Source organism: Amycolatopsis sp. lyj-108 (assembly GCF_046549005.1).
Lineage (GTDB): Bacteria > Actinomycetota > Actinomycetes > Mycobacteriales > Pseudonocardiaceae > Amycolatopsis.
This window is the reverse complement of the sequence record NZ_JAJPWQ010000004.1, coordinates 24,684-48,844: the sequence shown is the minus strand read 5'-3', so window position 1 is coordinate 48,844 and position 24,161 is coordinate 24,684. Positions and strand designations below refer to the sequence as shown.

Annotated in this window: 20 protein-coding genes; 16 read left to right on the top strand and 4 right to left on the bottom strand. The window is 69.0% G+C overall.

Going from position 1 to position 24,161, the window contains the following annotated elements:
- Positions 1 to 27 precede the first annotated feature (27 nt).
- Positions 28 to 723, top strand: coding sequence for an NIPSNAP family protein (locus ACLJO0_RS16240; RefSeq protein WP_410579353.1), 696 nt, complete (start codon positions 28 to 30; stop codon positions 721 to 723).
- A 3-nt stretch (positions 724 to 726) separates the two neighbouring features.
- Here ACLJO0_RS16240 and ACLJO0_RS16235 read toward each other — a convergent pair whose 3' ends face one another.
- Positions 727 to 2,655: a BTAD domain-containing putative transcriptional regulator gene (locus ACLJO0_RS16235; RefSeq protein ID WP_410579876.1), complete on the bottom strand. Its 1,929-nt coding sequence runs from the start codon at positions 2,653 to 2,655 to the stop codon at positions 727 to 729.
- A 147-nt stretch (positions 2,656 to 2,802) separates the two neighbouring features.
- Here ACLJO0_RS16235 and ACLJO0_RS16230 point away from each other — a divergent pair, with 147 nt between their 5' ends.
- Positions 2,803 to 3,144 (top strand): NIPSNAP family protein, encoded by a 342-nt coding sequence (locus tag ACLJO0_RS16230; protein WP_125795766.1) that lies wholly within the window; start codon positions 2,803 to 2,805, stop codon positions 3,142 to 3,144.
- Here ACLJO0_RS16230 and ACLJO0_RS16225 read toward each other — a convergent pair.
- On the bottom strand, positions 3,134 to 4,492 hold the full coding sequence (locus ACLJO0_RS16225; protein ID WP_410579352.1) for a dipeptidase: 1,359 nt from the start codon (positions 4,490 to 4,492) through the stop codon (positions 3,134 to 3,136). The two genes, ACLJO0_RS16230 and ACLJO0_RS16225, sit on opposite strands and share 11 nt — an antisense overlap.
- Before the next feature lie 84 nt (positions 4,493 to 4,576).
- Here ACLJO0_RS16225 and ACLJO0_RS16220 point away from each other — a divergent pair, with 84 nt between their 5' ends.
- A complete protein-coding gene (locus ACLJO0_RS16220; protein WP_410579351.1) occupies positions 4,577 to 5,020 on the top strand; it encodes a VOC family protein in 444 nt (147 codons plus the stop codon).
- A gap of 216 nt (positions 5,021 to 5,236) precedes the next feature.
- Here ACLJO0_RS16220 and ACLJO0_RS16215 read toward each other — a convergent pair whose 3' ends face one another.
- Both ACLJO0_RS16215 and pepN read right to left on the bottom strand, forming a co-directional pair.
- Positions 5,237 to 6,268, bottom strand: coding sequence for an FAD-dependent oxidoreductase (locus tag ACLJO0_RS16215; RefSeq protein WP_410579350.1), 1,032 nt, complete (start codon positions 6,266 to 6,268; stop codon positions 5,237 to 5,239).
- Between the two features lie 6 nt (positions 6,269 to 6,274).
- Positions 6,275 to 8,770, bottom strand: coding sequence for an aminopeptidase N (gene pepN / locus ACLJO0_RS16210; RefSeq protein ID WP_410579349.1), 2,496 nt, complete (start codon positions 8,768 to 8,770; stop codon positions 6,275 to 6,277).
- Between the two features lie 481 nt (positions 8,771 to 9,251).
- Between pepN and ACLJO0_RS16205 the strand changes: the two genes are divergently transcribed.
- The 13 genes from ACLJO0_RS16205 to ACLJO0_RS16145 all read left to right on the top strand — a co-directional run bounded on the left by ACLJO0_RS16205 (position 9,252) and on the right by ACLJO0_RS16145 (position 24,147).
- Positions 9,252 to 10,295: a ParB/RepB/Spo0J family partition protein gene (locus ACLJO0_RS16205; RefSeq protein ID WP_410579348.1), complete on the top strand. Its 1,044-nt coding sequence runs from the start codon at positions 9,252 to 9,254 to the stop codon at positions 10,293 to 10,295.
- A 276-nt stretch (positions 10,296 to 10,571) separates the two neighbouring features.
- Positions 10,572 to 11,600, top strand: a complete 1,029-nt coding sequence (locus tag ACLJO0_RS16200) for a 3-oxoacyl-[acyl-carrier-protein] synthase III C-terminal domain-containing protein (protein ID WP_410579347.1) — start codon at positions 10,572 to 10,574, stop codon at positions 11,598 to 11,600.
- 10 nt (positions 11,601 to 11,610) lie between these two features.
- Positions 11,611 to 13,464, top strand: coding sequence for an HAD-IIIC family phosphatase (locus ACLJO0_RS16195; RefSeq protein WP_410579346.1), 1,854 nt, complete (start codon positions 11,611 to 11,613; stop codon positions 13,462 to 13,464).
- Entirely contained in the window at positions 13,448 to 13,717 is a 270-nt protein-coding gene (locus ACLJO0_RS16190; protein ID WP_410579345.1) for an acyl carrier protein, read from the top strand. Before ACLJO0_RS16195 ends, ACLJO0_RS16190 begins: the two co-directional genes overlap by 17 nt.
- Positions 13,718 to 13,733: 16 nt before the next feature.
- A complete protein-coding gene (locus ACLJO0_RS16185) occupies positions 13,734 to 15,056 on the top strand; it encodes a lysine N(6)-hydroxylase/L-ornithine N(5)-oxygenase family protein (protein ID WP_410579344.1) in 1,323 nt (440 codons plus the stop codon).
- 2 nt (positions 15,057 to 15,058) lie between these two features.
- Positions 15,059 to 15,427 (top strand): cupin domain-containing protein, encoded by a 369-nt coding sequence (locus ACLJO0_RS16180; RefSeq protein ID WP_410579343.1) that lies wholly within the window; start codon positions 15,059 to 15,061, stop codon positions 15,425 to 15,427.
- Positions 15,428 to 17,074 (top strand): class I tRNA ligase family protein, encoded by a 1,647-nt coding sequence (locus ACLJO0_RS16175; RefSeq protein ID WP_410579342.1) that lies wholly within the window; start codon positions 15,428 to 15,430, stop codon positions 17,072 to 17,074.
- Positions 16,971 to 18,221 (top strand): ATP-grasp domain-containing protein, encoded by a 1,251-nt coding sequence (locus ACLJO0_RS16170; RefSeq protein WP_410579341.1) that lies wholly within the window; start codon positions 16,971 to 16,973, stop codon positions 18,219 to 18,221. The genes ACLJO0_RS16175 and ACLJO0_RS16170 overlap by 104 nt, the downstream gene beginning before the upstream one ends.
- Entirely contained in the window at positions 18,218 to 19,024 is an 807-nt protein-coding gene (ddaH, locus tag ACLJO0_RS16165; RefSeq protein WP_410579340.1) for a dimethylargininase, read from the top strand. Before ACLJO0_RS16170 ends, ddaH begins: the two co-directional genes overlap by 4 nt.
- 433 nt (positions 19,025 to 19,457) lie before the next feature.
- Positions 19,458 to 19,802, top strand: a complete 345-nt coding sequence (locus ACLJO0_RS16160) for a hypothetical protein (protein WP_125787272.1) — start codon at positions 19,458 to 19,460, stop codon at positions 19,800 to 19,802.
- Between the two features lie 5 nt (positions 19,803 to 19,807).
- A complete protein-coding gene (locus ACLJO0_RS16155; RefSeq protein ID WP_410579339.1) occupies positions 19,808 to 21,601 on the top strand; it encodes an ABC transporter substrate-binding protein in 1,794 nt (597 codons plus the stop codon).
- Positions 21,594 to 22,892 (top strand): cation:proton antiporter, encoded by a 1,299-nt coding sequence (locus ACLJO0_RS16150; RefSeq protein ID WP_410579338.1) that lies wholly within the window; start codon positions 21,594 to 21,596, stop codon positions 22,890 to 22,892. The genes ACLJO0_RS16155 and ACLJO0_RS16150 overlap by 8 nt, the downstream gene beginning before the upstream one ends.
- On the top strand, positions 22,882 to 24,147 hold the full coding sequence (locus ACLJO0_RS16145; protein WP_410579337.1) for an ATP-grasp domain-containing protein: 1,266 nt from the start codon (positions 22,882 to 22,884) through the stop codon (positions 24,145 to 24,147). The genes ACLJO0_RS16150 and ACLJO0_RS16145 overlap by 11 nt, the downstream gene beginning before the upstream one ends.
- Positions 24,148 to 24,161: the final 14 nt, after the last annotated feature.

Below are 24,161 nucleotides of genomic sequence, written 5' to 3'. Positions count from 1 at the left end.
CCTGTCGGATGCCTTAGGGTTCTTCGCGTGACGGACGTTGTCGAGCTACGGCAGTACACGCTTCACCCGGGACAGCGCGAGGTGCTGATCGAGCTGTTCGACCGGGAGTTCGTCGAGACCCAGGAAGCCACCGGGATGCGCGTCCTGGGGCAGTTCCGGGATCTCGACCGCCCGGATCATTTCGTGTGGCTGCGAAGCTTCCCCGGAATGCCGGCCAGGCTTCAGGCCCTGACGAGCTTCTACACCGGTCCGGCGTGGAAGGCGAACGCGGCGGCGGCCAACGCCACCATGATCGACTCGGACGACGTCCTGCTGCTGCGGCCGGTCCGGCAGGGAGCGCTGGCAGGCCTCGACCCCGCGATGCGGGACGCGCCCGCCTCGTCGTTGGTCACGGCCACGATCTACCACCTGCCGTCGCCACCGGAGGAGCAGGACGTCCGGTTCTTCGACGAAACCGTCCTTCCGCTGCTGGCGAAGGCCGGAGCGACTCCGCTTGCCTTGCTGCGGACGGAATACGCGGAGAACGACTTCAAGGGGCTGCCGGTCCGCGCGGGCGAGCACGTCCTCGTCGTACTCGCCTCGTTCTCCGGGCAGGACGCCTACGCCGAGCACACCGAGCGGCTGGCCGGACTCCCCGAGTGGCGTGACGACGTGCAACCCCGCCTGCCGGACTCCGTCGAACGGCTGATGCTGACCCCCACCGACCGGTCGATGCTGCGCTGATCGTCACCGCAACGCGGAGGACAGCCGATTGACCAGCCTTGGCAGCTCGGTGCCCGGCGCACGGGCGGCGAGCGCGCGCAACGTCAGGCATTCCTCGCGATACCACGCGAGCCCGGCGCCGCGGTTCGCCGCGAGCCGGGAAAGCTGGTCACGCACCGCGCCCTCGTAGTACCCGACGATGCGGTGCGTCGACGTGCGCTCCTCGTCGGCTGTGACGTACTCGTCGGTGGCGAACAGCCGCACCAGCCCCGGAACCCGGTACCGGTCCATCCGCACCGTCTCGATGAGCCCGGCGTCGACCAGCCGTTCCGCCGCCGATTCGGCCAAGGCGACGGGGAGGTCGAGCGCGGCCGCGAGGGCAGCCGTCGAGACGACCGGCAGGTCCAGCACTCCGAGCTGGCCGAGGGCGCACGTCGCGAACGGATCGGCGACGCGGCTCAGCAACCGGACACCTGCCCGCAAGCCGTCACGGACGCTGAGCCCGTCGCAGGTCAGCGCGTCCAGCCGGCGCACCGGATCGGCCAGCCGCGCGGCGAACTCGCCGACCGTCCATTCCGGACGCCGCGCGAGCCTGGTGGCGGCGATGCGCAGAGCGAGCGGCAAATGGTCGCAGAGTTCGGCGAGCCGGACGGTGGCGGCGAGGTCGGTGTCCACCCGGGGAGCCCCGGCGTAGCGGCGGATCAGTGCCGTCGCGGCCGTCGTCGGGAGCCTGCCGAGTCGTAGCAGGCCCGATCCGTCCACCGCGGTGGAGGCCGGACGGCTCGTCAGGATCACCGCGCAGCCCGGCGCGGCGGGCAGCAATCGCCGGATCTGTTCGGAGTCGGCGACATCGTCGAGCACGATGATCACCCGACGGTCGGCCAAGGCAGAGCGCAGCAGTGCGGCGGCTCCCTCCTCGTCCGGTGGGATGTCCGCGACCGGTACGCCCAGCGCCGCGAGCAGCCGTCCGATCGCGTCGACCGGCGGCGTCGGGCCGTGTGTCGCGGACGCCCCGAGATTTAGATGCACCTGACCGTCCGGAAAGGACCTGGCCACCCGATGGGCGGCGTGTACCGCCAAGGCGGTCTTGCCGACGCCCGCCATGCCGTGCACGGCGCAGTGCTGCTCTCCGCCGGTCAGCCGGGCGGTGATCCACGACAGCTCGCGTTCCCGGCCGATGAAGGCGGGCACGTCGGGAGGCAGAGTGCGCGGCACGGCGAGCCGCGGGACCGCGGTCGCCGGCGTGGTGCGACGCGGCGCCTCCAGCAGCAGCGGGTCGTCCCGCAGAATCCGGCCCTGCAGTTCCCGCAACGGTTTGCTCGGCTCGACACCGAGTTCGTCGACCAGCAGCCTGCGCAGATCCCGGTACGCGCCAAGGGCTTCCGCCTGCTGCCCGGACCGGTAGAGCGCGACCATCAGATGTGCGTGCAGCCGCTCGCGCAGCGGGAACTGCGAGACCATCAGCTTCAGTTCGGGCAGCAGCGCCTCGTGCCCGCCGAGCCCGATCTCGGCCTCGATCCGCGCCTCGACCACCGCCACGCGCGCCTCCTCGAGCCGCGCGGACTCGGCGAGGACGGAGGGGACCATCGCCACGTCCGCCATCGGCGTCCCGCGCCACATCCCGAGCCCTTCGGTCAGCGCCGCGACCGCCGAGGACAGGTCGCCCTCGGCAAGGCTCTTCCGGCCCGCCACGACCAGCCCCTCGTATTCGTCGACATCGGTCGCGCCTGCCGGAAGCACGAGCCGATAACCGGGTGCCCTGGTGCTCAGCATCCGCCCTCCCGGATCGCCGAGGCCGTTGCGCAACCGCCAGACGTACCCGGCCAGCAGGCCGGCGGCACTCGGCGGCGGCCGCTCGCCCCACAGCTCCGCCATGAGCTGATCCGCCGACACCGCGCGGTTGGCGTTGATCAGCAGGACGGCCAGCAGGGCCCGTTGCTTCGGGGCACCGATCGAGACCCACTGCCCGCCGTCGAAGAATTCGAGCGGGCCGAGGAACCGGAACCTGACCGGTGACGCGTTCGATTCGCCGTTAATTGACGTCCACCATTCTCCGGTGCTCTACTCACCCTTCGGCGAATACCGAAGGTGAGGTGCAGGATGGATAACGCTAAACCATGGTTGCTGGAGATTCGACTGTTCAAGGTAAAGCCGGGCAGCCGAGAGGAATTCGATCGCATAAGCCGCGAGGGCACCATTCCGTTGATGCGGCGGCTGGGTATCACGGTCCTGGCGCACGGCCCGTCACTGAACAACGAAAACGGCTATTTCCTGCTGCGCGCCTTTTCTTCCGAGCAGGAACGGGTCGAGCGATCCCAGTCGGTCTACGCCACGGACGAATGGCTGGCGGAGTACGACGGCCCGGTCACCGCGATGATCGAGGACTATGACACCTCGGTCTTCGCGGCGGATCCGGCCGAACTCGGCCGCCTCATCCGATAGGGCGGGCCGCCCCGTTCAGCAGGAGCGCCTCGGCGAGGCAGACCCGGGTGAACTCGCCGAGGTGCAGGCTCTCGTTCGGGCCGTGTGCCCGGGTATGCGGATCCTCGACGCCGGTCACTACGATCTCGGCGTCCGGGAACTCCGCCTGGAACGTCGAAACGGCCGGGATCGAGCCGCCGACTCCGATCTCCACCGGCGCGATCCCGTCCCATGCGGCGCGGATAGCGGACCGGGCTGTTTCGTAGTGCGGCCCGGTGGTGTCGATGACGCACGGTGCGCCACCACCGTCCAGGTCGACCGAGATCGCGGCACCCCAAGGACAGTAGGCCTCGAGGTGGTCACGGAGTGCGGCGAAGGCCTTGACCGGGTCGTCACCCGGGGCCAGCCGGGCGCTGATCTTCGCCCGCGCCACCGGAGCCAGCGCATTGCCCGACTCGAGAACCGACGGCGCGTCGATACCGAGAACCGACAGCGACGGCTTGGTCCACAACCGGTCCGCCATCGAACCGGTGCCGGTGAACCGGACGCCGTCGACCATCCCCGCCTCGGCGCGCACCCGATCGGCCGAAAGCTCCAGTGTGGACTCGCGGCCGGTCTCAAGCCCTTCCACGGCGACGTCGCCCGCTTCGTCGTGCAGCGTTGCCAGCAGCCGGACGAGCGCGGTCAACGCGTCCGGGACCGCTCCCCCGAACATTCCACTGTGGACGGCGGCGTGCAGGGTGCGCACCTCGGCCACACAGTTGACGATTCCGCGTAACGAGGTGGTCAGCGCGGGAACGCCGATGTCCCAGTTGGCCGAATCGGTGATCACGATCAGGTCGGAGCGCAGCTTGTCGTGGTGCAGCCGGAGCAGGTCGGAGAGCGAAGCCGAGCCGTACTCCTCCTCGCCCTCGACGAACACCACCACCCCGACCGGCAGAGCGTCACCGAGTGCCCGCAACGCCACGACATGCGCCATCAGCCCGGCCTTGTCGTCCGCCGCGCCGCGTCCGTAAAGCCGGCCGTCGCGCTCCACCGGCTCGAACGGGTCGCTGTCCCACAACGCTTCGTCCCCCGGTGGCTGGACGTCGTGGTGCGCGTACAGCAGCACGGTCGGCGCGCCGGGCGGCGCGGGCCTGCGGCCGATGACGGCCGGACGGCCACCGGCACGGACGATCTCGGTGTCCAGCCCGCAGCCGCGCACCAAGGCCGCCACCGCCTCCGCGGAACGGTCCACCTGTGCGTGATCGAATTCGGGAAAGGCGATACCGGGAATGCGGACCAGATTTTCCAGATCGGCACGCGCACGGGGCATTTCCCGTTCGACGGCCGTCCTCAATTCGGCTTCCTTTGGGTCCTTGGTCGTCATGAATCGGATCGTACGGCGCGACCGACGGAAAAGGAGCCGGTCAACCGCGCGTGAAATCGAACGCCGCGGCGTTACGCTCGGCCCATGCTGCTCGGAATCGACCACATCGGACTCGTGACCGAAGAACCCTCGGCACTCGGCCCCGCCATGACCGCGCTCGGAATGTCCAAACTGGACAGTGGAATCGCCGCCGGATATCGCGTGGCGTGCGAGTTCTGGCAGCCGACGGGGCGAGAGGGGCAACCTCTGATCGAACTGGTCTCCCCGGCAGGCCCCGGCTCGGCGCTCGACGGCCACCTCACCCGCTTCGGGCCCGGACTGCATCACATCGCCATCGAGGTGGACGACCTCGAGCCGGAGCTGAACCGGCTGCGCGAAGCCGGGTTCACGATGGTCGACCGCGAGCCCTGCGCCGGTGCCCGGCCGGGGATGCTGGTCGCCTTCACGTACCTGGCGAGGCCCGCCGGACTGCTGCTGGAGCTGGTCCAGTACTCGCGGGCTCGGCACCTTCCCGCCGAAAGTCCGTGAGGGCCTCCTTCCCTACCCTGAAAGTAGGGAAGGAGGCCCTCACGAACACCACTGTCCGCCACAACCCCTCAGGAAACTCGAATCGCCGCCCATGACCGCCTCCACCGCCGTTGCGAAAGCCACTTTCGCAACCTTGAACGTTGCGAAAGTGGCTTTCGCAACATCCCTCCCCCGCCAGCCCGTGGGCTCGCCTCGCGCCACGTCTGTGGAGCCCGGTCATCGCACCAAGGCGGCCGCCGCCACCCGGCTCGCCGCGACCACGATCTTGGCGGCGCCGCCCGACCCGCCGGTGAAGGTGAACACCCCTGGGCCTGCCTCGCGTAGTTCGAGGCCCGGCGGGTCGTGGTAGCAGTCGGACGACGCGGTGGTCCGATGTGGACCGTGAGCGGCCGGTGGATGGCCCAGCAGGCGGCGGGCCTCGTCCGCGACCCGCTCGGCGAGCGCGGTGTCCGGCCGCGGACAGGAGGGGTCGACGTCCCAGCGGTCGCTCGGCAGGCCGAGCAGGAACCCCGCGTCACCCGCCGGGCGGCCCCACATCCCGGTGTCCTCCCGGACGAACGCGCCCAGCCGGGCGGGCCGACCCTCGTACACGGTGTACTGGATCTGTTTGACGCGCATCCCGCCAGTGGGCAGCCCGCTCGCCGCCAGCAAGGCGGGCGTCCACGGGCCGGCGGCGAGCACGACCGCGTCGTATCCCGCGGTCGTGCCGTCGGCCAGCCGCAGGGTCGGACCCGGACCCACGGTGGTCACCGGGAGCCGCCGGACGGTCGCGCCGCGGTCGGTGAGCCAGCCCAGCACGGCGGACCGCAATCCGGCGGGCGACAGGTAGCCCGCGTGCCGTTCGACGACCGCGGTCACCCCGGTGGGCAGGCCGCGGAACGGATACCGGCCTGCCAGCTCGGGGCCGGTGAGCAAGGTCGCCGAGCCGGGCAGCACCTCTTCGAGCACCCGGAGCGGCTCGGTCACGTCGGCTCCGGCGGGCAGCAGGTACACCGCTCCGAACTCCTGGTAGTCCGACGCCGTCCGCAACGCGGGGTCTTCGCGCAGTTCCGCGAGACTGCGCGCGGCCAGCAGGCACTCCGGCGCGGTCCGCTCGAAACCGCGGACCAGGCCGCCGGACACACTGGTCGCGTCGCCGTCGGCCGTTCGGGTGGTGTACAGGTCGACCGCGATCCGCGGCACCGACCGCAGTAGCCGCCAGGCGAGCATCGTGCCCGCGACGCCGCCACCGGCGATTCCCACGCGCACGGCGACTCAATCGGAGGCGTCGGACCGGGCGGCCACCGCACGGCGCAGGTCGTCGGTGAAGTCCGCGACCCGTCTGCGAAGCGGCAGCTCGACGTCGGCACGGACCAGCAGCTCATCGGCCAGCCGCAGGGTCTCGGGCGAGGCGGCGTAACGCGGGTAAAGGAACCGCACGAGCACGTCCAGCACGAGGTCACCATGCAGCCTGGCGGCCGCCGGCATCTCGGCGAAGAACCGCGGGACGTACTCCGCGGTCAGCTCTGCCTGCTCCGGTTGCCAGAATCCCTCGGCCAGGGCCCAAAGGCCGTAGCTCGAAACCTCGGTGTCGCCGGTGATCGCCTCCCATGCCGCGCTCTTGGCCGCCGGATCCGGTCTGGCCGCACGGCATTTCGCCGCGAACTGCTCGCCCCGGGTGCTGGGATCCGCCCGGTGCGCCGCGGCGATCTCGTCCTCGGAAAGCCCGCCGAGCACGGCAAGCCGGTATCTGGTCCGCCAGGCCAGATCCGCGTCGAGCACGAGCCCGGCGGGCAGCCGGGTACCGTCCAACCAGCCGCGAAGCTCGACGGTGTCGGCGCTGAACTCGATGAGCCCCCGGCACAGACACAGCCAGATCTCGTCGGATGGCGAGACCTCGGCCATGCGGTCGCGAATCGCGCCGGCGATGGCGGCGAGTGCGGCGGGCCGCAGCGCCGGGTGAAGAAAGCGGTCGGCGACGTCGACGCGGGCCTGTTCGAGCACCTCGACGACGATGGACGGTTCCGGCTCCACGGCGAGCATCCCGGTCACCAGGTCGAGGTGGTCTGCGGCCGGGTAGGCGCCGTCCTGCACCGCCAGGAGCAGCGCGCACCACACCATGGCGCGGTTGACCGGGGACAACCGGGGAAGGAACTCGGGCAGCGCGGCGCGGGAAAGGTCGTCGAAGCGGATCTTCGCGTAGGTCAGGTCGCCATCGTTGAGCAGCACGAACTTCGGCGCCGGACGGCCGACCAGCTGCGGCAGCTCGGTCCGTGGGCCGTCTATCGCGACCCGCACCGTCGTGGACTCGTCGCCGTAGCAGCCCACATCCAGTGTGTGCGGCCGCGGCACCGGGTGGCCGGCCGGGACGTCCTGGCGCACGGCGGCCGCCGTGATCACCCCGTCGGTCACCGTGATCTCCGGGGTGACCGTGCTGACATCGCAGGTGGAGAACCACAACCGGGCCCATTCGGTCAGATCGGTTCCGGTGGCCTCGCTCAGCGCGGCGAGGAAGTCGGAGAACGTCGCCGTGCCGTACGCGTGGCGGGTGAAGTAGACGCGCAGGCCCTCGCGCAGGGCCGGGGTGCCGACGCGGGCGGCCAGCTGCCGCAGCACCGAAGAGCCCTTGAAATAGGAGATCCGGTCCAGTTCGAGCAACACCGTCCGCACGTCCGGCCCGGCGAGGCTCACCGGATGGGTCGACGGCCGCTGGTCGGCGACGTAGGCCTGGGCCTTGCGCCGCACGGCGAACGTGGTCAACGGCCCGGAGAACCTCGTCACGTCGCTGGTGACCCGGTGGGCCATGTAGTCGGCGAAGGCCTGACCGAGCCAGAGGTCGTCCCACCAGGTGTTGGTGACCAGTCCGGCGAGCCACATCAGGGACAGGCCGTGCGCGATGACCACGGCCCTGGTCTCCCGTTCGCTCGCCGGCACGGCGGAGCCGAACAGGTACAGCTCGCGCAGCAGCACGCAACCGGGGTGGTCGAGCGAGAGCACGCTGAACTCCGGGACGAAGACCTGGTCGAACTTGCCGAACGGATAAGGCACACCGAACATCCGCCCGTACTCGTCGAGGCATTGCCCGGTGATCTCGAAGACCTCGTCGATGTCGTCCTTGAGCCCGTCGGCCAACGAGGCCCGGCAGTGCAGGCCCAGCGGCACTCCGTCGTGCTCGACGTGGAAGGACTCGTACGGACCGACCGCCAGCGTGGTGAGGTAGGTCGCCAGTGGCGCGGTCTCGGCGAGTCGCCAGCGTCCCGCGCCGAGCCTGGTCGCCGGCGCGTTGCCGAGCACCTGCCAGTCGTCGTCGGGAACGGTGACGGTGAAGGTGAACGGCGCCTTGAGATCCGGCTGGTCGAAGCAGGCGAAGATCCGGGGCGCGTTGTCGATGAACACGAAGGCGTACAGGTAGACCCGGCCGTCCGCGGGATCGGTGTACCGATGCAGGCCTTCGCACTCCCGTGAGTAGGCCATGTCGGCGACCACGACGATCTCGTTCTCGCCGGTGAGGCCGGTGAGGCCGGTGAGCGTGAGCCGTCCGTCCTCGAGCGCGCCGACGTCCAGTTCACGCCCGTTGAGGGTCGCCGAGCGCAGCGCGCGGGGGCGCACGTCGAGGAATGTGCCGTCAGCTCCGGACCGCGCGTCGAAAACGATTCTCGTCGTCGATCGGAATATCTCGTCCCCCAGTGTCAGATCGAGATCGACCCGATACGAACGTACCCGCAGCAATGCGCCGCGCCCCTGCGCTTCGGCCTGCGTGAGACTGGGCATTTCCACGACCCTCCAAATAGCTGTATCGCCGCCTCCGAACAGCTCAGGCGGCCGCCGGTCGGACAATCTTCCAAGCCGCCGAATAGCGTATTCGACGCTCAACCGCGTCCTGTGAAGCAGTTGAACGGGCAGCGCGGACCGCCCGATGGTTCCGTCTGCGGCCCCTTGGCGCACTGGAACTCGCTTGAACACCTAGTTAGTGGTCGATCGACGACCTACCCTCTGACCAGGAGACGGGGAGGGCAACAGTGATGACGCAGTTCATGAGTTGAACGACGCCTGGTTCAATGGGGACATTTTAATGGGGGACGCGGTCGGCGACGGTTTTGCATCCTCGTGCTGCCGCATAAATCGTAATTCAGGTCTGAGGCGAGGACGCCCGAAAACAGTGAAGAGTGGATAGTCGGTAATCGGGGCGGGCGCCAGGACTCATTCAGGGTAAGTCGCAGGTTTGCCATCCACAACCCGACGGGGGTGCCCATTGACCGGGCAAGCTGACCACGGCGCCAGCCAGGGGTATTCGGCTGATTCGAAAGAACCGGACGAACCGTTGACCGGGTATCCGAAGGCGGACCAGGTCACCAGCGCCGTTCCGTTGGCCGCGTTGAGACCGGCGGACTCGCCGCGGTTGATCGGTGAGGACGCCGAGCACATCCGGGTGCTGGCCGAGCCGGATCGCGCGCTGCCGCCGATCCTGGTCCACCGCTCGACCATGCGGATCATCGACGGGATGCACCGGCTCGGCGCGGCCCGCCTGCGCGGCCAGAACACCATCGACGTGGTCTTCTTCGACGGCAGTGAGGAAGACGCGTTCGTACTGGCGGTCAAGGCCAACGTCGCGCACGGCCTGCCGTTGTCCTACGCGGACCGCGAGGCCGCGGTCGCCCGCATCGTCATCTCCCACCCCGACTGGTCCGATCGCGCCATCGCCGCGGCCGCCGGACTCGGACCCCGCACCGTCGCCACGGTCCGCGGCCGGATCGACGGGCTTCCGCAAGGAACGGCACGACTCGGCCGCGACGGGAAGGTCCGCCCGCTGGACAGCACCGACGGACGTCGCGTCGCGAGCCGGCTGATCGCGGCCTTTCCGGACGCGTCACTGCGCTCGATCGCACGCGCGGCGGGTATCGCCCCGGCCACCGTTCGTGACGTGCGCGAGCGGATCCAGCGTGGCGAGGACCCGGTGCCACCGCGCCGGCCACGCGCCGTCCGGGACGGCCACACCGAACGCCGCGAGACCAGCCAGCCCGCTCACGACCACACCGAACGTCTCTCGACGACGGAGCGCAACGCGGTCCTTCGGAACCTCGAGCGCGATCCGTCCCTGCGCTTCGCCCAGACCGGTACCCGGACGCTGCGCTGGCTCGTCCACCGGGTGATCGCCGAGGAGGAGTGGCGTGAACTGGTCGACACGGTCCCCCCGCACAGCGTGTACGTCCTCGCCGCGCTGGCTCGCCGGTGCGCCAACGAGTGGATCGAGTTCGCGCACCAACTGGAACAGCGACTCGGCTCACAGAAGTCGTAGCCCGCCCGTGAATACGACAACGTGTTCAACCGAGCATCGGAACTCAGTTGAACGACGAGCGGTTGTCGAAGGGCGAAGTGTGCGGCAGTATTCCGACGCATCACGCCATGGGGGCCGAGAACTGTTCTCGAATTCCCTCGGACCGGACCTCGACGAGTGGCCGTCATCGCCGAAAGCGGACGGCGCCCGATCGATTCGAATTAGATCGCCATCGACATCGGCTCATGATTCACGCGGAAGAACTGTCGCCGACCGGATTCGGCAAGAGGAGAAGAAATGGCAGCACCGCTCGCCGAATTCGGTATCGCCGGCTTCGGTTACGCCTTCGGTGAAGACCAGGACGTCGAACACGTCGCCGGCACTTATGTCGCGGACCCGGAACGTGTCGTCCGCTGGGGTTATCGGACCTTCCACCGTGCCGCGGACGGGGTGACCTCGACCGCGCTGGCGGCGGAGGCGTCCCGTGCCGCGCTGGCCAGGATCGCGATGGACCCCGCGGATGTCGATCTGGTGGTGCTGGCCAATTCCGAACTGGCGGAGTACCCGTATTGGGATTCGTCCGCCGCGCTCGCCAGGGAGCTGAAGATCCGGGAGCGGCAGACGATGCTGCTGACCGAGGGCTGTGCCTGCGGGGTGACCGGACTCGGCGCCGTCGCCGGGCAGCTGGCGTTGCAGCCGGAGCTCGACACGGTGCTGTTCACCGCCGTCAACCGGGTCAGCGAGTTCCATCGCAACCGGATGAACGTCAACAACGCCGTGCACAGCGACGGCGCGGTCGCCGTGGTGCTGCGCCGAGGCCACGACCGCGCCACCTGGCTCGCCACGGAGCAGTTCACGGATTCCGACTTCTGCGACTGGTTCCGCACCGATATCGGTGGCAGCGTCGCACCGATACCACCACCCGGCTGGTCGAGTGCGACCGCGCCGAGCGGGACCGAACGCGTGCAGGCCCATTTCCGGAAAGACCCCCGGCAGCTCCAGAAGTTCAGTGAACAGCTCAACGCGCGAGTCGTCGAAGTGGTCGAGCGGGCCTGCCGCCGGGCAGCTGTACGGCGCGAAGATCTCGCCCGGTTCATCTACATCAATGACCCGGACGGCATCGCCGATGTCGCAGGTCTGATCGATTTCCCACTGGCCAGGACGAACCACGAGCTGGCGAGCGACCACGGCCATATGGGAGCGGCGGATCAGTTGGTCGCGCTAGGGACGTACCTCGACCGCGGCGAACTGAATTCGGGGGATCTCGTCGCGCTGGCCGGAATCTCCATCGGTATGCGCTGGTATTGCACGATTTTCCGAGTCTAGGCAGGGGTCGATGAACGATTTCACGGAATTGCTCGGCAGCCTGCGCGCCGCGATGGCCACGCACTCGACGCCTTCACCGGGCGTGCGACAGCGGCTCGGGGAGGTCGAGGATCCGGCGACGGTCCGCCGGGCGGGCCGCGTCCTCGCCGATCTCCCGCCGGCCGGGCCGGACCTGCGACCGGTCCGGGTGGCCGTGCTGGCCACCGGCACGATCGGCCCGTTCGAGCATCTGCTGCGCGCCGCACTGGTCTCCACCGGCACCCGGCCCACCCTTCTTCTCGGTGACTACGGCACGTTCGAGCTGTCACTGGCCGCGGGCGAGATCGACGGCTCCCCCGACGTCGTCACCTGTCTGCTGGACGAGCGGTACTTCGTGCCCCGTGACTGGAGCGCCGTCGACACGGCGGGCCTGACCGAACACCTGGCGGCCCGGTTCGCGGAGCTGCGAGGACTGATCCTCGCCTGCCTGCGGCGCACACCGGGCGCGTTCGTGCTGCACACCGTGCCGATGCCCGCCGAACTGCGGGATTCGGTGATCAGCTGGCGGGCACGGGCCGCGATCGGCCGGGCCTGGCACCGGCTCAACGCGGACCTTCTCGGCCTGGCGGAGGACGACGGTCGGATCACAGTGGTGGACCTGGCCGGTGAACTCGCCGACCTCGCGGTCGCGGCCAGGGACGAGCGACTGCACCGGTACGCGGACCTGCCGTACACCGACGGCGCGCTGCTCGCGCTGGCGCGGCAGGTCGCCAGGGTGGTCGCGGCCAGGTCAGGCCTGTCCCGCAAGGTGCTCGCGGTCGATCTGGACAACACGCTGTGGGGTGGCGTACTCGGCGAAGCGGGCGAGGCCGGGCTGCAACTCGGCGGGTTGTACCCGGGGAACTGCTACCAGGACCTGCAGCGGGCCGTGCGACGGCTGCGCGAACAGGGGGTCGTCCTCGTACTGGCCAGCAAGAACGACGCCGGCGCGGTCGACGAGGTGCTGATCGGTCATCCGGAAATGCTGCTGCGCCCTCAGGACTTCGCGGTCCGCGCGGTGAACTGGTCGGCGAAGGCGGAGAACCTGCGGCAAGCCGCCGAGACGCTCAACCTGGCCGCGAACGCGTTCGTCTTCATGGACGACTCCCCGTTCGAACGCGGGCACGTGGCCGCCGAACTGCCCGACGTCGCGCTGGTGGCTGCCGACGGCGACCCGGCCCACCTGGTCCGCGCCCTGCTGCGGCCCGGCTGGTTCGACGTGCCGGAACTCACCGGCACCGACCTGAAGCGTCCGGCGCTGTACCGCTCGCGCGCCCTGCGCACCGACTTCTCCACCGGATTCGCCTCGTCGGAGGACTACCTGCAGGCGTTGCGGACGCGGGTGACCGCACATCCGGTCACCACCTTCGAGGTGGGCCGGGTCGCCCAGCTTTCCGCTCGCACCAACCAGTTCAACCTGACCGGGCACCGGTTCGACGAAGGCGCCACGACCGCGATGTGCGCCGATCCGGACCGGCTCGTCGCCTCGTTCGCTGTCTCGGACCGGTTCGGCGACGAGGGGATCGTCGGCGCCGCGTGGATCGAGTGCCGAGGACAGGTCTGGCGGGTACTGAACCTGGTGCTGAGCTGCCGGGTGTTCGGCCGGGGCATCGAGTTCGCGATCACGGACTGGATCGTGCGACGGGCCCGCGACGCCGGGGCCACCGCACTGGCCGGCCGTTACGTGCCGACCGGACGCAACAAGGTGGCGGACGGCTTCTGGGAGAAGGCCGGCTTCACCCCGTCCGACGAGGACGGCCTGTACACCGTGGTGCCCGCCACCGCGCCGAGTTGCCTGCCCACCTGGATCGCCTACCCGGAGACGAGTGATGACCGACTTGGATGACACGGCGTCCGTCGTGCTGAACACGCTGAGCGAAGTGCTGAACAAACCGGACGGCGACCTGCGGGCCCGCCCGGTGCTCGCCACCCACGGCTGGGACAGCCTCTCGTCGCTGGAAGTCCTTTCCCAGCTGGAAAGCAGGCTGTCGGTAACGCTCGATCTGCGCAGCTACCACGCCGCGCACACGGTGACGGCCCTGATCGACCTCGTCGCGGTCGCCGCGACGACCAACACGGGCGCCGGTCGGCGCGAATAGCCGGGGAGGATTTGCGGTGCGATTTCAAGAAGTAGAGTTGCTGGCGATCGGAGCGGGCCCGTCGGGCCTCGCGCTCGCCGTCGCCGTCGAGGAGCTCGCGAAGTCCGAGCTCGCCAAGGAAACGCTCATCGTCGAGCAGCAGGACGACGTGGTCTGGCAGCGCGGCATGTTGATCCCGTGGACGCAGAGCCAGGTCTCCTTCCTCAAGGACCTGGTGACCCAGCGCAACCCGCGGAGCCCCTTCAGTTTCGTCAACTACCTGCACTCCGTCGGCCGCTTGGACCAGTTCATCAACCTCGGCAGCTTCACGCCGTACCGGATGGAGATCTCCGGCTATCTTGGCTGGGTCGCGAGATCCCTGCCGAACGTGCGGATCGACTACGGACGGCGCTGTGTTTCGGTCCGGCCGTTCGGTATCGCGGACGGGACCGGCGAGTGGCTGGTCCAGATGGCCGACGGCAGTGCCGTGGTGTGCCGTCACCTGGTGGTCGCGGCCGGGCGGGACCCGTACATCCCGGAGACTTTCGCGGCCATCCCGCGCGAGCTGATGATCCACAGCACCGAGTTCGCGGCGCGGATCGGCGAGATCGACCCCGAGCAGACACGCCGGATCGTGGTCGTCGGCGGGGCGCAGAGCGCGGCCGAGATGCTCTGGACGGCACACCAGACGTTCCCCGGCACGCAGTGCACGATGGTGATGCGCTCGATCGGCCTCAACGCCTACGAGACCAGCAAGTTCACCAACGAGTTGTTCTACCCGTCCTTTGTGGACGAATTCCACTCGGCGTTGCCGGAGGCCAGGGCGCAGCTGCTGCGCGAGATGCACCGGACCAACTACGCCGGTCTCACCACGGACATGCTCGACACCCTGTACCGGCAGATGTACATCGAACGGCTCACCGGGACCGAACGCATCGAGATGATCCCGATGGTCGACGTGGCCGAGGCCGAGATGGACGGCCGCGAGATCGTGCTCACCCTCGTCGACCGCAAATCCGGCCATCGCTCCACGCAACGCTGTGACGTGGTGCTGCTCGGTACCGGTTTCACCAAGCGGATGCCGCGGATCGTCAACGACATGGCCTCCGCCGTCGGGATCGACGAGATCACCGTCAACCGCAGCTACCGGATGAGCCTGCCGCCGTCGTTCAGCGGGACCTGTCACCTGCAGGGGGTGAACGAGGCCACCCACGGCATCGCCGACTCCCTGCTCAGCGTGCTGGCCGCGCGGGCGGCGGAGATCGTCACCGACCTGCTCGCCGAGCGCCGGACGCCGCGCTTGCCCGCCATCACCGAAGCCGCCGCCCGCCCGCTCGCCGCCACCCAAGGAGCGCAGTGACCATGATGGAGATCCGAAGGCTCGATCCCGCGAACCTCAAGCCGGACAACGGGCTGGCCGCCACCCGGCTGCTGCCGTGGCCGGAGCTGAACGCACCGTTCGAAGGCTCCTGGTGTGTCGTGGCGCCGGGCGCGGAGTCCGGCGCGCACAGCCACCACGAGTACGAGATCTGGGTGGCCATGGCCGGGGCCGCGGAGATCGTCTGCGACGGACGCCGGGAGCCGTTCGCCGCGGGCGACATCGTGCACTTCCCGCCGGGGTCGCGTCACCAGGTGGTGAACACCGGCACCGAGGAGTTCCGGATGTACGCGGTCTGGTGGGACAGGGAGATGGCCGGGCGATTCGCCACCCGCGACGAGGCCGGCGTGTAGATGTCCACGACCATCGTGGTCGCCGCGACCCCGACGCCCAACGGCGACCTGCACATCGGACATCTGGCCGGGCCGTACCTGGCGGGCGACGTGTACGCCCGGTACCTGCGGGCCACCGGCGCCTCGGTGATCTACACGACCTGTACCGACGACAGCCAGAGCTACGTGGTGTCCACCGCCCGGCGATCGGGCACCACTCCGCGGGAGCTGTGCGCGGACTCGACCGCGGCGATCGGGCGTTCGCTTTCCGCGATGGGCATCTCGATGACCGGTCTCCCGCCGATCGACGAGGTGTACCGGCGCACGGTGCTCGACTTCGTCACCGCCCTGTACGAGGCAGGCCGGTTCCGGAAACGTACGGTGCGGCTGCCGGTCGCGACGCGGTCCGGCACGTACCTGTTCGACGGGTTGGTCACCGGCACCTGTCCGGTCTGCCTTGCCGTCAGCAGCGGCGGGGTGTGTGAGGCCTGCGGGCACCCGAACAACTACGACGAACTGCTCGATCCACGCTCCACAATGGACCCGGACGACCCGGTGTCCTACCGGGACACGGAGATCCTGGTGCTGCCGATGGAGGAGTACCGGGAGCGGCTCACCGCCTACTACGCCGCGCGGACGGGACGGTGGCGCCCGCACGCGGCGCAGCTGATCGGCGAGCTGCTGGCCGGGCCGCTGCCGGAGATCCCCGTGACGATCCCGGCCGGGTGGGGCGTTCCCGCGCCGTTCCCGGAGACACCCGGCCAGATGCTGTACCCGTGGATCGAGGCGATGCCCGCGGTCATGTACAGCACCTGGTGGTCGGCGGGCGACACCACGGTGCCGGTGGACGAGCACTGGCGCGCCGAACACGACGCCGACGTCGTCTACTTCCACGGTTACGACAACGTCTACCACTGGGGCCTGATGGATCTCGTGTTCCTGTTGGCCCACGGCGACCGGTACGTCACACCGTCGGCCAACGTCTGCAACGAGTTCTACAACCTGGCCGGGGAGAAGTTCTCCACCAGCCGCGGCCATCTGATCCGGACGGCCGAGCTGCTCGCCGAGGTCCCGCGCGACCTGGTCCGGTTCCATCTGGCGCACACCGCACCGGAGCAGGCGCGCACCGACTTCAGCCGGGAAGGGTTGCGCGACACCGGGTACCGGCGGCTCAGCGCGCCGTGGAACGCGCTGGCGGAGGCGATGTCGTCGGCGCTGCACGGGCTCGCCGGCACGCTGCCGGTGTCCCCCGCCGGACAGCGGCGCGCCGCCGCCATGCTGGCACGGTTCCGCGGCTGTTACGACTTGCCCGGCTACAGCATGAACCGGGCCGCCGAGACGGTGCTCACCCAGCTTGACCGGCTGCGCGGCCTCGCCGGCGGCTCCGCGATCACCCCGGGTGATCTGGTGCTCGAGACCCGCACGTTGCTCGCGGGCGCCGCCCCGATCCTGATCGACGCGGCCGAGGCGGCGGGCAAGGACGGAGTCGACCTGTCCCTCACCGCCGAACCACCCGCTTCCGTTCCCGCGTTCCGACTCCCCCGGCTGCCCGAGGAGGCGAGCCATGAAACTGCTGACCATCGAGACCCGTCAGTACCTGACCTACTACCACTCCCGCTATCGGCAGGTGCAGGCGTTCGGCGTCGACCTGTACGTGATGAACGGTGAGGGGACGGCCGACTTCTGGCCGTCCGACCACTACTGGCTGGTCGGCTCGAAGAAGATCGACGAGATGATCGCCTGCGCCGAAGAATGGCATGCCACCGAGCACTTCGACGGGGTGATCACCTTTTCCGAGGCGGCGGTGATCGCGGTCGCCTCGGTGGCCGAAGCCCTCGGCCTGCCGGGCATCGGCGTCGACGGCGCCCGCAACAGCCGCAACAAACTGCTGATGCGCCAGGCGTACGAACGGGCGGGGGTGCCGATTCCCGCCTTCCGGTTCGTCACCGACCTGGACGACGCGCTCGCGGCGGCCACCGAATTCGGCTACCCGGTCATCCTCAAACCCACCCTGGGTGCCGGCAGCCACCTGGTGTACCGAGTGGACGGCCCGGAGGAGCTGGCCCGTGACTTCACCACGGCCAGCGAAGGACTTCGGAACATGTTCTGGATCAACGCCGAGGCCGACGACGTCGACCTCGGTCCGATCGGGCTGCTCGTGGAGTCCTTTTTGGATGGACCGGAGTACCTGATGGAGGCGCTCGCCTGGGACGACGAGCTCTACCTCGGTTCGGTGGTCGACCGGATCACCGCGGAGGGCCGGAGTTTCGACGACGACGTGCACCACGCGCCGACCTCCCTGCCCGCCGAAGAACTGGCCAGGGTGCACCACGTGGTCAAGGCGGCCGCCCGCGCACAAGGACTGCGGCGCAGCGCGATGCACGCCGAAGTGCGTTATCACGACGGCAAACCGCATCTGCTGGAGATCGCGGCCAGGGTCGGCGGCGGCGGGCTGGACACCATCGCCCGGCTCACCGCGGACCACGATCCGATCCGTGCCGTGGTCGACGTCGGCCGAGGAGTCAAGCCGCCCGTCCGCCACTACTGGCCGACCGGGACGCACATCACGGCGATGTGCCTGATCTGCGACGGCGGCGTGGTCGAGCACATCGAGGTGCCGCCAGAGGTCAGCGAATCGGACCGGGTCTTCCTGCTGCAGATCACCGCCCGCCCCGGCGACGTCATCCTCAGGCCGCCCGACGGCAACACCATCTTCGGCTTCCTCGGCACCACCGGGACGTCGAAAGAGGACGCTTACGAGCTGATGACCGAACTGGCGGACAAGATCACCGTCACCTTGGATCGTGACCGATGAGAGTGGCCAGCCCCCGGCGGTTCCTGATGTGCCCGCCCGACCATTTCGAGGTCAGCTACTCCATCAACCCGTGGATGGAGCCGGACAAACCGACCGACACGCCACTGGCGATCCTGCAGTGGGACCGGCTGCGCGCCCGGCTGATCGCGCTCGGCCACCAGGTCGACGTGGTGCCGCCGCGGCCCGGCCTGCCCGACATGGTGTTCGCCGCGAACGCGGCCACCGTGCTCGGCGGTCAGGTGCTGGCCGCCCGGTACCGGCATCCGCAACGGTTCGGCGAGGCGCCGGCCTATCAGGCCTGGTTCGCCGAGCACGGCTACCCGGTCCGGCGCGCCCGGTTCGTCAACGAGGGCGAAGGCGACATGCTGCCCACCGGCGCCCGGATCCTGGCAGGCACGGGCTTTCGCACCGACGAGCGCGCGCACGCCGAGGCCGCCGACCATTTCGGCGTGCCGGTGGTCACCTTGCGCCTGGTCGATCCGTACTTCTACCACCTGGACACGGCGTTGGCGGTACTCGACCACGAAGAGATCATGTACTACCCCGGCGCGTTCTCGCCGGACAGCCAAGCCCTGCTTCGCGAGCTGTACCCGACCGCGATCCGGGCGGACCGGGCCGACGCCGAGGTCTTCGGTCTCAACGCCGTCTCCGACGGCAAGCACGTGCTGCTCCCCCAAGCCGCCGTCCACCTCGCCGAGAGCCTGCGGGCGGCAGGTTTCGAGCCGATCAGCGTCGATCTGTCCGAACTGCTGAAGGCCGGTGGCGCGGCGAAATGCTGCGCGCTGGAGCTCCGTGAGTCGTGAGCGACAAGTCGGGCTCTCTTGAGGGGCAGGGAAAGTGTGGCGTGTTCGCGGGTGGGGTGAAGGCTCCCTTCACTGTGTCTGATGCGGTGATGGGAGCCTCCGGCCCCCGGTCATGCGCGGGTAGTGAGTGGCGTGCCGGAGTTGGCGGAAAAGTCGGGCTCGCCGAAGAGACACCTTTCCTACTATCCATAAAGGACACTTTCGCGAATACTACGCCCGATTTGGGCAATGCGCACGGTTTAGCGAGGGGGTCGTGAGTGATAAAGAGCGTTAGAACCCCACCTTCCACTCACGACCCAATCAAATGCCATAAACCGTCCCTTGTGGACACTCTGGGCACGGTCGGCCCCTATCGGCCAGTCCAGAACCACTCACGACCACCCGTACCGATGCCCTCCCCCACCTTCAACCCTCCCTCCACAAAGGAGCGACCATGATCAACTACGAAGGACGGCGGTTCCGTCCGGTCGCCGTCGACGACACCGGTGACGACACCGGCGGTGACCGGGTCGCGGTCTACCGGCAGAACGGCGACCTGATCTGGGGTGAGTTCACCGGCGGCAGAGCCCGGCGCGGCTCGCTGACCGGAACCTGCGGCCCCGACGGCAAACTCGACTTCGCGTACTGCATGGTCCTGGAGAGCGGCGAGGTGATCTCCGGTCACTGCACCAGTGTCCCGCGGATCCTCGACGACGGCCGGATCCAGCTCGACGAGGTGTGGCAGCGCTACGGCCCGCACCAGTCCGTCGGAGTCTCCCGCCTCCAAGAGATCCGGTGATGGCGATGACCCGGACCACCGCGAAACCCGTGACTCGAGGCGAGAAGCCGCGCCGCGGCGGCACGGTCACCTGGGCCTGCGCGCCGGGCTTCCCGCCGGCGGTGATCTTCCCGTTCACCCCGGCGGAACGCATGGGCATGCGCAACGTCCTGGAGTTCCAGGCCCTGATGTACCGCACCCTGTACTTCTTCGGCAGCGACGGCACACCCGAGGTCGACTACGCCACGAGTATCGGCGAGCCGCCCGTGTGGAGCGAGGACGGGCTGACCGTCACGGTCAAGATCAAACCGTGGAAATGGTCCAATGGCGAGACGTTGTGCGCCGACAACGTGTTGTTCTGGGTGAACCTGCTCAAGGTCAAGGGCGACCGGTACGGCGAGTACACGCCCGGCTACTTCCCCGACAACTGCACCGACTACGGCAAGTTGTCCGAGGACACCTGTTACTTCACCTTCGACAAGGTCTACTCCCGGCGCTGGGTGCTGATGAACCAGCTCAGCCTGATCATTCCGCTGCCGAAGGCATGGGACCGCACCGCGGAGGGGCCGGCCAACGCTTCCGGCGATCTCGCCGACGTCGAGGCGGTCTACGACTACCTGATGGCGGAACAGGGCGACATCATCGACGAGAGCAACGAACACCGCACCCGCTGGGCAGACAGTCCTATATGGAGTGTCGTGAGCGGAGCATGGCGGTTGAAGAGCTACACCTTGGACGGAGTGGTGACGTTCGTGCCCAACGAGCACTACTCCGGCCCGAACAAACCGCGTCTCGACGAGTTCCGGCAGATCCCGTTCTCCTCCGACGAGGAGGAGTACCGCCGGCTGGAGAACGGGCCGGACGGCGAGGACGCGGTCCAGGTGGGCTACCTGCCGCTCAGCTTCGCGACCGGTCACACCGACGATCCGACCAAGGGCGGGGTGAACCCGCTGGCCGGGCACTACACGATGGTGCCGCAGGTGGCCTACTGCATCCGGTACACCAGCCTGAACTTCAACAATCCCACCGTGGTCGGCAAGATGTTCGCCCAGACCTACCTCCGGCAGGCATTGCAGTGCACCCTCGACCAGGATTCCGCCGTCCGGGACATCTACCAGGGCTACGCCTACCGGCAGAACGGCCCGATGCCCATGCTCCCGGTCACCGATCTGGTGTCACCGCCGCAGCGGGGCGGGGCGTGGCCGCTGCCGTTCGATCCAGACCGGGCCAGGGAACTGCTGTCCGAACACGGCTGGGACACCAGCGTCACCCCGGCGGTGTGCGTCGATCCGGAGCGGGCGGGCGACGGGATCCCACGCGGCACCAAGCTGAGCTTCCTGCTGCGTTACGTCGAAGGGCGGCCGGCGCTGACCCGGCTGATGACCCAATACCGGCACGACGCCGCCGCGGCAGGGATCGAACTGCGGTTGCAGGAGGTCTACGGTTCGATACTGGTCGCCGAGGACGCGCCCTGTTACCCGACCGACGAAACCCCTTGCCAGTGGGAGATGTGCTGCTGGAACGGTGGCTGGGTCTACCACCACCCGACCGGCGAGGTCCTGTTCAGGACGGACGCGGGCGGCAACTTCGGCCACTACCACGACCCGGTGGCCGACGAGCTGATCGAGCGCACGGTCACCACCGACGACCCCGAAGTCCTGTACAAGTACCAGGACTACATCGCCGAGCAGGTGCCGGTCGTCTTCAACCCCAACTTTCCGATCCGGTTGTTCGAGGTGGCAGGCAACCTGCGCGGCTTCGAGCCGGTCAACCCGTTCGGCATGATCAGCCCGGAGAACTGGTACTACGTCGATGCCTAGCCCCGTCGCCCCCATCGGCGCACACTCCATGCTGCTGTTCCTGCTCCAGCTGGGGCTGCTGCTCGGACTCGCGCTCGCCCTCGGACGGCTCGCGCTCCGGCTCAAGATGCCGGCGGTGGTCGGTGAACTGACCGCGGGTGTCCTCATCGGACCGTCGGTGCTGAGTCATCTGGCACCCGGCCTCTCGGCCTGGTTGCTGCCGCCCGAGGCCGCGCAGCTCAACCTGCTCGACGCCGTGGGGCAGCTCGGCGTCCTGCTGCTTGTCGGGATCACTGGTCTGCACATGGACCTGAAGCTGGTGCGGCGCAAGGGCAAACCCGCGGCATGGACCAGCGCGGGCGGCCTGCTGGTGCCGTTGGGCCTCGGCATCGGGCTCGGCTTCGCGCTGCCCGATTCACTTGTCCCAGTGGGGATCGACCGCGCGGTGTTCGCGTTGTTCATGGGTGTCGCGATGGGCGTGAGCGCGATCCCGGTGATCGCGAAGACCCTGCTGGAGATGCGGCTGCTGCACCGCGACATCGGCCAGTTGATCGTGAGCGCCGCGGCCGTGGACGACATCATCGGCTGGCTGTTGCTCTCGGTGGTGTCCGCGCTGGCCGTCACCGGGCTGGTCGCCGGCCAGGTGGCGCTGTCGGTCGGCGGTCTGCTGGTGGTACTGGTACTCACGGTCGTCGTCGGACGTCCGCTGGTCAACGCGTCGTTGCGGCTGGCGGCCCGTTCCTCCGAGCCGGGGCCGGGCATCGCCACGGTCGTGGTCCTGCTCCTGCTGGCCGCCGCGGGCACCCACGCGCTGGGCATGGAACCGGTACTGGGCACGCTGCTGTGCGGAATCCTCATCGGCTCGTCCCGGCACATCGATCTCGCGCGGCTGGCGCCGTTGCGCACGATCGTGCTGGCGGTACTCACCCCGATCTACTTCGCCACCGCCGGGCTGCGGATGGACCTCACCGCGCTTCGCGATCCCGCGGTGCTCGGCTCGGCCGTGCTGGTGCTGGTCATCGCGGTCGTCGGCAAGTTCACCGGCGCCTATCTCGGTGCCAGGGTGGGAAGGCTGAGTCACTGGGAGGGGCTGGCGCTCGGCAGTGGTCTCAACGCACGCGGCGTGATCCAGGTGATCGTCGCGATCGTCGGGCTGCGGCTCGGCGTACTGAGCACCGCCACCTACACGATCATCGTGCTGGTGGCGATCGTGACTTCGCTGATGGCGCCGCCGACACTGCGCTACGCGGTGCGGCGTATCGCCGTCACGGACGAGGAACGCGTACGGGAGGAGAGGTTCCATGTCCAGTGAAACGCGACCGAGGCTGCTGCTGATCGCGACCGGCTGGCAGGTGTTCCGGGAGTACCTGCTGCGGTCGATCAGCACCCGCTACCGGGTCCACCTGTTCCACACCGCCGAACCACAATGGGAACGGGAGTACCTCACCGGCTGGTCCGTGCTGCCCAGCACCATCGACGGTCCCGCGATGGCCCGCGAGGCCCTCCGGGTGAACCAGGCCGAGCCGATCGATGGCGTGCTCTGCTGGGACGAAGGACGTATCCACGCCACCGCCCACGTCGCGGAGGCGCTCGGGCTGCGGTGCGGCGACCCGGCGATGATCTGGCGGCTGCGGGACAAGGCGCAGACCCGCGCCGCGCTGGCCGAGGCCGGCGTGCCACAGCCCCGTTCGGTCAAGGTCCGCACCCTTGCCCAGGCACTGGCCGCGGCGGAACAGGTGGGATACCCGGCCATCCTCAAACCCCGTGGTCTCGGCGCCAGTCTCGGTGTGGTCCGGGTCGACGATCCCGAGCGGCTGCGCGAGATGTTCGCCTTCACCCGCGACACCAAGGCACCCGACCCGGTCGTCTACGCCAGTGATCACCCGGTCCTGGTCGAGCAGTGCGTGACAGGTGAGGAGATCAGCGTCGACTCGGTCGTGCAGGACGGGAAGGTGACACCGCTCTTCCTGGCCCGCAAGGTGGTCGGCTTCCCGCCCTACGCCGAAGAGATCGGCCATTACGTGGACGCGGACGATCCGCTGCTCGCCGACTCCACGTTCACCGCGCTTCTGCAGGACACCCACACCGCGCTGGGCTTCCGGGACGGGTGGACGCACACCGAGTACATGCTGACCGAGACGGGCCCGAAACTCATCGAGGTCAACGGCAGGCTCGGCGGCGACCTGATCCCCTGTCTCGGCAAGCTGGCGACCGGCATCGACCCCGGCGCCCTCGCCGCCGCGGCGGCCTGCGGTCACGACCTCGACGTGCGTCCCACCCGGCGGCGGGTGGCGGGTATCCGCTTCTGCTACGTCGACCGGGACGACACCACCATCGCCTCGATCCACTTCGACCCGGCGACGCTTCCGTCCACAGTGGACAACGCGGTCACCATCGCCGAGCCCGGCGCCGTGGTTTCCCCGCCGCCCAAAGGCACCGTCTGGGGCCGCGTCGCCTACATCACCGCGGTCGCCGACTCGATCGGCGAATGCGCCCGGACGCTCGACGCCGCCGAGGCCTCATTGCGCATCACCACGAGCCATGCCGATTCGGGATCGGGTGTTTGACCCACGGCAGCCAG